The 11,107-nt window shown below is 33.8% G+C and carries 11 protein-coding genes and 1 pseudogene; 9 read left to right on the top strand and 3 right to left on the bottom strand.

The genetic code is table 11. The features are described 5' to 3' along the window. The 9 genes from ABMA45_RS04165 to ABMA45_RS04125 all read left to right on the top strand — a co-directional run. On the top strand, positions 1-3,274 hold a 3,274-nt coding region (locus tag ABMA45_RS04165), incomplete at its 5' end, for a hypothetical protein (protein WP_348029917.1). A gap of 162 nt (positions 3,275-3,436) precedes the next feature. Then, entirely contained in the window at positions 3,437-3,667 is a 231-nt protein-coding gene (locus ABMA45_RS04160) for a hypothetical protein (protein ID WP_022088624.1), read from the top strand. A gap of 58 nt (positions 3,668-3,725) precedes the next feature. After that, on the top strand, positions 3,726-5,891 hold the full coding sequence (locus ABMA45_RS04155) for a hypothetical protein (protein WP_022088623.1): 2,166 nt from the start codon (positions 3,726-3,728) through the stop codon (positions 5,889-5,891). Positions 5,892-5,904: 13 nt separating this feature from the next. Next, positions 5,905-7,164, top strand: coding sequence for a hypothetical protein (locus ABMA45_RS04150; protein ID WP_022088622.1), 1,260 nt, complete (start codon positions 5,905-5,907; stop codon positions 7,162-7,164). A 14-nt stretch (positions 7,165-7,178) separates the two neighbouring features. Next, positions 7,179-7,490: a hypothetical protein gene (locus tag ABMA45_RS04145; RefSeq protein ID WP_022088621.1), complete on the top strand. Its 312-nt coding sequence runs from the start codon at positions 7,179-7,181 to the stop codon at positions 7,488-7,490. Positions 7,491-7,494: 4 nt separating this feature from the next. Continuing rightward, positions 7,495-7,695: a holin gene (locus tag ABMA45_RS04140; RefSeq protein WP_022088620.1), complete on the top strand. Its 201-nt coding sequence runs from the start codon at positions 7,495-7,497 to the stop codon at positions 7,693-7,695. Positions 7,696-7,697: 2 nt separating this feature from the next. Further along, a complete protein-coding gene (locus ABMA45_RS04135) occupies positions 7,698-8,429 on the top strand; it encodes an N-acetylmuramoyl-L-alanine amidase (protein WP_022088619.1) in 732 nt (243 codons plus the stop codon). 198 nt (positions 8,430-8,627) lie between these two features. Further along, the gene (locus ABMA45_RS04130) at positions 8,628-9,083 is read left to right on the top strand and encodes a Panacea domain-containing protein (protein WP_022088618.1); all 456 of its coding nucleotides are present in this window, start codon (positions 8,628-8,630) and stop codon (positions 9,081-9,083) included. A gap of 4 nt (positions 9,084-9,087) precedes the next feature. Then, positions 9,088-10,002, top strand: a complete 915-nt coding sequence (locus ABMA45_RS04125; protein ID WP_022088617.1) for a CvpA family protein — start codon at positions 9,088-9,090, stop codon at positions 10,000-10,002. A 130-nt stretch (positions 10,003-10,132) separates the two neighbouring features. Here ABMA45_RS04125 and ABMA45_RS04120 read toward each other — a convergent pair. The 3 genes and pseudogenes from ABMA45_RS04120 to ABMA45_RS04110 form a co-directional block, all read right to left on the bottom strand. Beyond that, a pseudogene (locus ABMA45_RS04120) lies at positions 10,133-10,225 on the bottom strand (Mn-containing catalase); the annotation flags it as partial. Next, complete coding sequence (locus tag ABMA45_RS04115; RefSeq protein WP_022088615.1) at positions 10,225-10,488, bottom strand: spore coat protein CotJB; 264 nt, start codon at positions 10,486-10,488, stop codon at positions 10,225-10,227. The pseudogene ABMA45_RS04120 and the gene ABMA45_RS04115, both read right to left, overlap by 1 nt. After that, on the bottom strand, positions 10,478-10,777 hold the full coding sequence (locus ABMA45_RS04110) for a spore coat associated protein CotJA (protein WP_022088614.1): 300 nt from the start codon (positions 10,775-10,777) through the stop codon (positions 10,478-10,480). The genes ABMA45_RS04115 and ABMA45_RS04110 overlap by 11 nt, the downstream gene beginning before the upstream one ends. Between the last annotated feature and the right edge of the window lie 330 nt (positions 10,778-11,107).

Here is an 11,107-nt window from a genome sequence, read left to right as displayed (position 1 = left end):
AGGGAAAGGTGGTGAAAATAGGATGACAGTTGAAGAGATTAAGGTAAGATTTAGTGCTGAAATTGATAATTTCAAGAAAAGTATGGATAATGCTAAAAATTCAGTAAAAAAAGTATCAGATGCATTAAATGATATAGATGGAGATATATCAAGAGCTGGAAAGTCAGCAGATAAAAACGCACAAAGAATTGGAAAAGCATTGGAAAGTGAAAAAAAGAAATATCAAAGTGCTGTTGAATCAACAAAACGTTATGCACAAAGTGTAAGTGATTTGGGAAACAAATACAATATTGCTGAAAGTAAGGCAAAGAAATATGAAACGGCTATTACGCAGCAGGAAACTAAATTGAATGAAATGAGAAATGCTTATTCTAAAATGTCTAACGTTTTATCTAATATGAACATTAATGGTAGTATATCGGAAGAAATGCAACATTTACAGCAAATATTAGATACTAACAAGGACAAGGCTTTAAAACTTGAAAATGCCATGAAACAGTTGAAAAACTCTAATTATCAAATTGGAGAAGTAGACGGTGAGTTTATGAATTATGAACAAATGACACAGGCTTTAAACAAGGTCGATGCTGAAAGCGAGCAGGCATATAATAAACTGAGCAAATTGAAATCAGAAGTTTCAGATGTAGACGGAGGGTTCCTAAAACTTGGAAATGAACAGGGATTACAAAAACTGAATACACAGATTACGCAGCAGGAAGCTAAATTGTCAGGTCTTAAATTAAGCTATCAGCAGGCAAGTAGCAGTATGAATAATTTGGGAATGAGACAACAACAAGCTAATGCTAAAATGGAGCAATCAAAGCAGACAATGGCCAGTTCAAAGAATAGAATTATGCAATTAAGACAGTCTTTAGGTTCTTTGTCTTCGGTTACTAAAGGGTCATTTATGGCAAATGTCGTAAGTAAATTAAAAAATGTTGGAAACGCCGCTTCAAGTATGATTCATAAATTTCAAAATGGAGTATCGGCAATTAAGAAATTTGGTTCGGGAATTGCAAATGTCGGAAGCAAAGTAGGTGGAGCGATTGCCAAGTTTTCGCTTTTAGGAAGGGCTGCTACAGGAGCTAAAAATAAAATTGCAAATTTCAGTAAAGGTATATCCCAAAATTTAAGAATGATTAATAGTATAGTTATGTCTATGTTAATTATGCAGTTAATGCAGATTTTAACAGATGGATTTAAGCGATTAGCCGGACAATCCGATTCATTTAATAAATCCATGAGCAAACTATACAGTAGTTTTGCATATCTGAAAAATTCAATTGTAGCTGCATTTCAGCCTTTAGCAACAGCGGTTGCTCCAATGATAGCTAATATAGTAAATACAATAGCTAATGCAATAAATAAATTAGGTGAATTATTTGCAGCACTAACAGGACAAAAAACATATACAAAAGCTGTATATCAAAGCAAGGATTTTGCCTCTTCAATGAATGACAGCGCAAATTCAACCAATGCTGCAACAGAAGCCAATGAAAAGTATAAAAAGTCATTGGCAGGATTTGATGAAATTACCAAACTAGACAGTCAGGATAATAATTCATCAGGTGCAGGTACTGGTACAGGTACAGGCGGCGGTGCTGATGATGCAGGGGCATGGAAAACAGAAAAAGTTAATGTGGCAAGCAGTTTAGCTGATGATATTAAAAATAATGATTGGTCTAGTGTAGGCAAGGCATTAGGTGAAAAAATCAATAGTGCTTTAAGTTCAATTAATTGGCCTGAAATACAGAAAAAGGTTAATGGTATAGCAAGTAACATAGCAGATTTTTTAAATGGAGCAATGGAAGCAATAGATTGGTCTCTTGTTGGGTCTACAATTGGAAATGGGATAAATACAGTTTTAGGATTCTTCAATACTTTTATAACAAAGTTTGATTGGGAAAAACTGGGAACCAGCATAGCAACAACTCTTAATAGTACTTTTTCAACAATAGATTGGTCATTAGTTGGCTCGACTTTAGGAAATAGTATTGAAGCAGTAATAGATACAGCTTTTGGATTTGTTGAAACTTTTGATTGGAATGGTGTCGGAAGTGACCTTGCAACGGCAGTAAATGATTGCTTTGATAAAATCGACTTTAAAAAAGCCGGGAAAACATTAGGCGATGGAGTAAAAGGGATTTGTGAAAGTATTTCTTCATTTTTTGCTGAAGTTGACTGGGAAGCAATCGGTAAAGATGTTGTAAGTTTTATAACAAGCGTAGACTGGCTGGGAATGATTTTCGAAGCATTAAAGGCTCTTCAATCATTTACTCAAGGATGCTGTGATTTTGCAAAAGGTATTTTTGACGGAATAGTAGATGCAATAAAAAATGCGGATTGGGGAAAAGTAGCCAAAGATGTTTGGGACTGTTTGGTAGAAGCAATCAAATTATTAACTACTCCAATTATGAACGTAACAGCATCACTTGCAACTAAGGCAAAAGATTTGGCGGATAAGTTAAAGGATGATTGGGATAAACTTAAGGACAAAACACTTGAAGCAGTAGCTGAACTTAAGACTAAAATAAACGAAACAAAGGAAAAAATTAAACAGAAATGGAAAGAGGTAACATCAGACTGGAAGGAAAAAGTAGCAAAATTAAAGGTTGAGGCAAAACAAAAGGCAAGTGAAATTAAACAAAAATGGAAAGAAAAAACCAAAGAATGGAAAGAAAAAACAGTAGAATTAAAAGCAGAAGTTAAGACAACTGTTAAAAATGTAAAAAGTTGGTGGAAAGATAGAGCAGATGAATGGAAAGATAAAGAAGTTGAATTTACCATTAGGGCTAAAAATAAGATTGAAGAATTAAAAAAGGGCTTCAAAGAAGCTATTAATACAGTTATTGGATGGATTAATAAGTATATTATTGATAACTTAAATAAAGTTTCAATTCAAATACCTTCATTTTCCATAGCTGGTCAAACATTTGGCGGTCAAACATTTGGTTTTAATGTTGATCACATTAAGACGTTTAAGGATGGTGGATTTCCGGATGGTGAAGATGGACTGTTCTATGCTAACCACAACGAAATGATTGGTACATTTAGTAACGGTAAAACTGCTGTAGCAAATAATCAACAGATTGTTGAAGGTATAAGTACAGGTGTGTACTCGGCAGTAAAGGCTGCAATGGGTAACGGCAATGGACAAAATAATAACAGTACACCAATATATGTATATATAGGTGGAAAACAAATTACAGATTATGTCGTAAAGGATGTAAATAGTAGAACCAGAAAAGTAGGCATAAACCCTATTCTTATTTAGAATGGGGCATATGCTTTTTTTAGAAAGGTAAATGATATGGGAGCAACACTAATAATTAATACAGGTAATAAGAAATTTGATAAGGAACCGGCTCTTAATGGAATTGAGGAGAGCTATGAGAAAATATAGAGTGAGAACACCGGTAGGTTATTAAATGGAAAAATGACCGGGGATATTATAGCCACAAAATTAAAACTTAGTGTGAAATATCCGATATTGACAGCAGCTGAAAGAAACGCGTTAAATACAGCTATTGGAGATGCGTTCTTTTCTGTTACATACATGGAGAAAAACTACAAAATGTACGCAGGAACACCAACATATCCGGTGTACAGTGCTGTAAATGGATTACCATGTTATGTTGGTGTCGGAGTAGATTTAATAGAACAGTAAAAGTTGCACCGGTGCAACGCTATAATAAATTTATTAGAACGATAAAAGAGGAAATTAAATGATTAATGTAACAGAAAAATATAAAGAATGTATAAAAGAAGAAAGAATATTCTCACTTGAAGATACAATAATTCTTAAAGATGATTCACAAATACCATTAACTATGTCAGATGTTTTAGCTTATTCAATTAATTCAGCGACATCATCAGACAGCACGTTTGATGTAGGAAGTGTTGTAGCTGCTAAATTATCACTAACAATTGATAATACAGATGAAAGATTTGAAGATGTGGACCTGACAGATGCAAGAATATCAACAAAGATAGGTCTTTTAGTAGAAGACAAATTTGAATATGTAACAAAGGGAATCTTTTACATTAACAGTGCCCAGGATTCAGGAGACACCATAGTAATTGAAGCATATGATAAGATATTGTTTCTTGATTTGCCATATGCTGAAAGTACATTGGCATATCCTGCAAGTATTCGTGAGATACTTCAGGATGCGTGCGAACATTGTGGCTTAACGCTAGATGCAAATTTAGGAACCGGAGCGGATTATATAGTTAATTCAAAACCGGCTACGGATTCACTTACATATAGAGACGTTGTAAGTTACTGTGGAAAGATTTTAGGCAAATATGCATACATAGCAGCAGATGATCAGAAATTAAAATTTACATGGTATAAAAAATCTGATTCACCTTATGAGATAACTGAACAGTCAACTCTTACAAAGAATCGTTTATCAATGACAATAACAGGAGCAAGATTTGGATATACAGTTACAACTGTTAAGGAAGGAGAATCTGAACCAACGGAAGAAAACAAGACGGCATTTGTTGGAACAGAAGGATATGTTCTAACTATGGAAGATAATCCTTTGATTCAGACAGAGGACATGGCAAATAAAGTAATGAATATACTAAAAAGTTCCGTGGTAGGAACAACAATAAGGGTTTACAGTTTATCGTGTTTATCTGACCCTACAATAGAAGCAGGGGACAGTATTAAAGTAACTGACAGAAAAGGAAGGTCATTTGAAAGTTTTGTCACAAACTGTACTTTTACACTTTGTGGTAATCAGGAGTTATCTTTAGACGCTGAAACTGAAACAGAAAATCAATACCAGCGTTTTTCAATATCTGACAAGATAGTATCAAAGGCAAATCAGAATAATCAACATTTGATTAATGATTACAATAACGAAATGCAGAGATTGACGGATTTGATGATGGGTTCGTTTGGGATATATAAGACAGAAGAAAAACAGAAAGATGGTTCAACTATTTTCTATCTTCACGATAAGGAAACATTGAAAGAATCAACAACAATCTGGAAAATGACAGCCAATGCAATAGCGGTTTCGACTGATGGTGGAAAGACATTTAATGCAGGACTTGGAAAAGACGGCAATGTAATTACAAAAGTACTTTCAACTATAGGTATCAATTTCGACTGGGCAAAGGGTGGTACTCTTAATCTTGGTGGAGAAAAGAACGGCAATGGTGTTTTAAAGGTCACAGATTCGTCAGGTAATTTAGTTGGAATGATGTCAAACGATGGATTAATGGCTAATCGCGGAAAAGTAGGCGGTTGGAATATTAGCGATTCAACTTTTTCACAGGAAGTAACGTCAGATGTGGGAACTTATGGTGTATACATGCAACCACCTACTCCAGGAGAAAAATGGGCAGGATTTTGTATACAGAAACTTATAAGTGGCAGTACATATGATCACATGTTTGAAGTGAATGGAGATGGTAATCTGTTTGCTAAAGGATATGCAGTTATAGACGGTTTTTTGAATATTGGGAGTTATGCTCATATAGACGGTTCTTTAGAGACTAAGAGTTATGCAAATGTAGGAGAGAATTTAGGTGTTGGTGGTGACTTAATTGTACACGGCACTGCACAGATTGAAAATGTATCGGATATATTTGGAAAGATGTTCTGCTGTGTATCAGCGGTTGTGACTGAAAGCCCGGCAACTATCAATGCACCAGATGGTTATATTCCAATAGCTGCAATTAACGCTGATTGGGCAGCTTACCCAGATACAGCTTTCGAGATAGTTCGACAAGGTGGATTTAATCTGTTACTCACAAGAAATTTAAAGACAAATCCGGCAACATCAGGTAACTATGTAGCAGGTAGTGGTGGAGGAAGAAGAGCTAACATTCTTTTTGTTAACAGAAAGTTTATATCCGGATATGATGCATAGAAAGGAGGCAGACATGGACAATAACATACATGAGGTAGGATTTGGAAACTCAACCCTGACGCAGATTGAACAGCTGTATCAATATGACAAGGGGCAGATTCTTAAGATAACAGACAAAGTAGAAGATGGAACAGAGGTACAGTTTTCAAACAATAATAGCGAAATAACAATAAATAAAGCAATAAACGATAGTCAGGTAGAAATACCTGATATTTTATTGCAGGAAAATAAGAAAATCCTGGCATATTTGAAAATAATTAACTCAGATAGTGAAACAACAATCAAGACTGTTATTATTCCTGTTAAGGCACGTACAAAGCCGGCAGATTACATTGAACCTGAACAGGAAAAGCCTTTTAGAAGGTATGTTGAAGAAAAGCTTGAAAACGCAGAAAAACTTGTAGCCGAAGCAAATGACAAAGTAAAGGTAAACGAAGAATGCTTAAAGCAGATAGACATAAAAACAGAACAATCTGTTAATCAGATAGCAGAGGTGACAAACGGTAAGATTAAAGACTTAGATTCTCTTGTAATAGCGAAAATGGGTGATTTGGCAAATACTACTAATGCAAAGCTTACAGATATTAATAACACGGCAGTATCACAGATTGAAGCTATAAACAGTTCTGCGACAGCCGCAGGAGAATCGCAGATAAAAGGTATTAATACAGTAGCATCAAGTCAGATTAGTAACATTACAAATGTAACAAATCAACAGTTGAATAACATAAATGCCACAGTTACACATCAGATAGGAATTATTGAGGGTAAAACATCTACACAGATTGAGAGTATTAACAACACAGCTACAAGTCAGATTAGTGCCATTAATAGTACAGCTTTAAGTCAGATTGATGCCATTAATAACACAACTACAAATCAAATTAAAAATATGACTGTAAAATATTCTGATATGTGTAGAACTCTTGGAATAGAACACGAGGGAATGATTAATATAACTAGAAATAAAAATGTTCCTATTGATGTAAGGAAATACAAATATATAAAGTTTGGAACTGCTAATACAAAAGGAGGCGGTTTTAAAGATTATACATTGCCACCAAAAAATGACTGGTGTTCTATTCATTGTGATAAAAAAGAAATAGATTTTACTAAACCTTCAGATAGTCTTTTTGAAGTTACATCAAATAAAGAATATGATATTTCTACTTTTGATGATTTATATTTACGTTACTCTTCAATGGACAATACTGATTATGGATATATAAATTATAAACTCTATAACAAATCAGAAGAAACAACAGAGGAATAAAAAAGGAGATATATATGACACTTTATCAGATTTTATCCTTGTGTGGGATTCCTTCATTAATTGGTGCAATTTTTGTTAGTGCAGTTAATTATGTCAAATTAAAAAATTCATCATATAAATTAATTAAGGACGGAGTTATTGCAATTCTGCATAACAAGATATACACGCTGGGAAAACAGTACATAGCTCAGGAGCATATATCAGTTGAAGCTTTGGATGATTTTGAACATTTATATAATGCATATCATGCACTGGGTGGAAATGGAACAGGAACAGAGATTTATAAGAGAGTAAAGGAACTGCCAATGAAGCAGGGAAAGGAGTAAACGAATGAGTGACAAGACAAAGAAATGGATTAAGGCAGCAGGTGTCAGAGCTGTAAAAACAATGGCACAGACATCAGTATCATTAATTACTGTTGGAAATTTAATCACAGAGCTTGATTGGGTTTCAATAATTGGAATTTCTGCAACAGCAGGAGTGGTTAGTATGTTAACAAGTGTTGCAGGATTGCCGGAAGTGGAGGAATAGATATGAAGATAAATGTACATGCAGGACATAATCCGGATGGAAAAATAGCGTGCGGAGCAGTTGGATTAATTAAGGAATCAACGCAGTCAAGAAAAGTAAAAGGATATGTTATTAAATATCTGAAAGCAGCAGGGCATACAGTGTACGACTGCACATGCAACAATGGAACATCTCAGAGTGATGTGTTAAACAGGATTGGGACAAAATGTAATGCACACATGGTTGATTTGGATGTATCAATTCATTTTAACAGTGGAGCAAATGACAGAAACGGAAACGGTAAGAATACCGGGACAGAAGTTTATGTGTATGACAAATCAAGTGATTCATACAAAGCTGCTGAGAATATTTGTAAGGAGATTTCAAAACTGGGATTTGCAAACAGAGGTGTAAAGACAAGAACTGACCTTTACGTATTAAATCACACAGCACCGGCACGTAAGAAAGCACTTTTAGTTGAATGCTGCTTTGTTGATGATAAGGACGATGCAAATCTTTATAATGCAAAGAAAATGGCGCAGGCAATTGTAATAGGAATCTTAAATGCATTCGATAGTGGGATAAAGAAATATTCAACCAGAAAAATAAACACATTCAACGTAAAAGGTGAAAAAGTCGGAAGCATTACTAAAGGGACGACATGCAATGCAGACATGTATCGCTTTATCAATGGCTATCTGATGGCTCACAGAAAGAAAAATGATAACTGGGTTAAAGCTAAATATATAAGGTAGATGATGAAAGGGAGTACTTCGGTGCTCCCTTTATTTTTCCAAGAACTTTATAAGCAGGTGAGAATCATTACTCGTATATCAAAGAATGTAAAAATATAAGCCTACATATATTGTCTAAAAAAATTTTGTGTGTTATCATATTTGTAAATAAATATAGTAAAAATGAATATATTGATACTAAATAGGCGGACTACAGTTGTGGTCTTTTATTTATATAAGGAAGGGGTAACACATATGTATGGAGCATTAGATATAGCCAAATATGTTATTACTAAATGCACTAAAGATAAACATCCTATCTCAAATTTACAATTACAGAAAATCCTTTATTATATTCAGAGGGAACTATTACAACAGGGGTTAGCGGGATTCTCGGATGACATGGAAGCATGGCAATTTGGACCGGTTGCTCCAGCGGTTTATAGACAGTATTGCGGTTTTGGTGCTATGCCTATTAGAATGCAATATAATGTAAAAATAGAGCAGGATTATGTAAAATTAATTGTTCCCATTATTGAAAGAAAGCGTCAATTAAATCCGTGGGATATGGTTAGTGATACGCATAGTGTAGGAAAAGCATGGGATATAATATATAGGAATGGCTTGGGAGACCATCAAGTTATTCCAAAAGAGTTAATAAAAAATAAAGGATAGGTGAATGAGGGTATTAGATGAACAGGAGAGGAGAGATTCTCTAAATGATGTTTTGAAAGAGTTATCTAAATCGCAAGACATATTAAAAGATGCAAAAAGTAGGAAAGATTTTTTCCTAAAATTAGAGGATATATATTATAAATGCGATGATGAAAATTTTCGACATTATTATTCGGATATTTTTTCAACGTTAACTTTAATTGATGGAGATTCTGAAATTGGAAGTTTGGAAATTTTAGCACAAAATATGCAAACAATAAAAGATGGATACACAATTGAAAATGTTGATAATAATGGAAATAAGATTGATATCAGAAAAGAGATTATAAAATTATATGATCATACAAATCTGGATATTGCAAGAATTAATTACACAAAGACTATGTCGAATGAGACAATGTCAGAGTTAGTAAAAACAAAATTGTTTTCGAAAGAGTTAGAAAAGAAGGTTAAAGCATCAGAAGAATGGGTAAGAAAGTCGCAGAAAAGAACAATTAATCATATAGAAATCATGTCCAATGATATAAAAAAGAATCAAAAGGATATGCAAAAAGAGTATATATCTATTCTGGGAATCTTTGCTTCGATAGTTTTAGCGTTTACAGGAGGAATGACATTTTCGAGTTCTGTAATAGAAAATATACATAAAGCATCTATCTATAGAGTAACAATTATAGCTTTAATAGTTGGATTCGTTTTTATAAATATAATATGGTTGTTAATGGATTTTATAAAAACAATTACAGGAAGAACAGCAAGAAGATGGTCATGGCTTATATCGGTTAATGTAGTGATACTTGTATTATTTATATTAAGTATAATAGCTTGTCAATTTGATTTCTTTAAGAATGAAAATATGATAACCTTTGAGCATTATAGTGAAGAAACTACGAATGCTGTTACGAATAGTAGTAAGTAAAAGGAGCATCATTAAGGTGCTCCCGAATTTTTTTATAAGCCTTTTAAAATCTAAGATTATTTCCCTAAATTTCTATAAAAAATCACTACTTTCTTCTATATAAAAACCGTCACACGTTATTGCAATATCCTCCACCATACTGAGATATTATTACCTGTGCAATTTTGGGGTTCCTAAATTTTATATTTACCGGGTACTGAAGTCTTTTTTCATAACTATACATTAGCAATTACCTCCTTCCCATGGTAAAGGGGAATCGTTCCAATTCCAATAATCCTTAACATCAACGTCGTAGGCTGTAATGGGACCAAATTCCCTTGTATATTCATCTACGGCATCCATTCTTATTTTTTTAACTTTCTTATAATATTCAATCGCTTCAGAGCAACTGGGATGAGTATCTAAAAATAATTTTACGTCATCCATTGCAAAACTTGCCTGATTAATTATTTTCATAAGTTTTAAACGATTTGCATTATTCTTCATTTCTACCCCTCCATGGTTTATTTAAATCTTTAAATATGGTTCCGCATTCAAATGCATCACACATATCGAAAAGTTCACCCCATTTTTGCCATGGAACAAATGCCATAGCCGGATTCATTTTATCAACATGATCAGTTCCTATGTCACAACCATCTTTATGACAAGGGCATGAATTCATTTCTTTATCATGTTTATCATCTTTTTTATTAGGACCGGCATTCCTGCATGAAGAACAAGGCTGATTCATATTTCCACTCATTTGATTGCGACCACGGTACATATTGTTCATTCGTGCCTGATTGCTACATCTGCAGGGAGACATCTGGTTAGAATGCATATTACAATTTGTGCAGCTCATTTATACACCATCTTTCTAATGTTTACATTAGTATTTTATGCAAATAAAAATAAAAAGTTCTGAACATAGATATAGTTTTTTGTCATAAATTCGTTTATACTAGAATTAGTTTGACTTTTTAGGAGGAAATTATGAGAAATTGTTTAGTTGCCCAGTCGGGCGGACCAACAGTAGCAATAAATGCAAGTCTTGCAGGAGTTATACAGGGAGCTATTGATAGTAAAAAATTTAATAAAGTATATGGTTCGATTAATGGAGTTC

Source organism: Eubacterium sp. CAG:156, from assembly GCF_000434315.1.
GTDB lineage: Bacteria > Bacillota > Clostridia > Lachnospirales > Lachnospiraceae > Eubacterium_U > Eubacterium_U album.
This window is presented reverse-complemented; position numbering and strand designations above follow the sequence as displayed.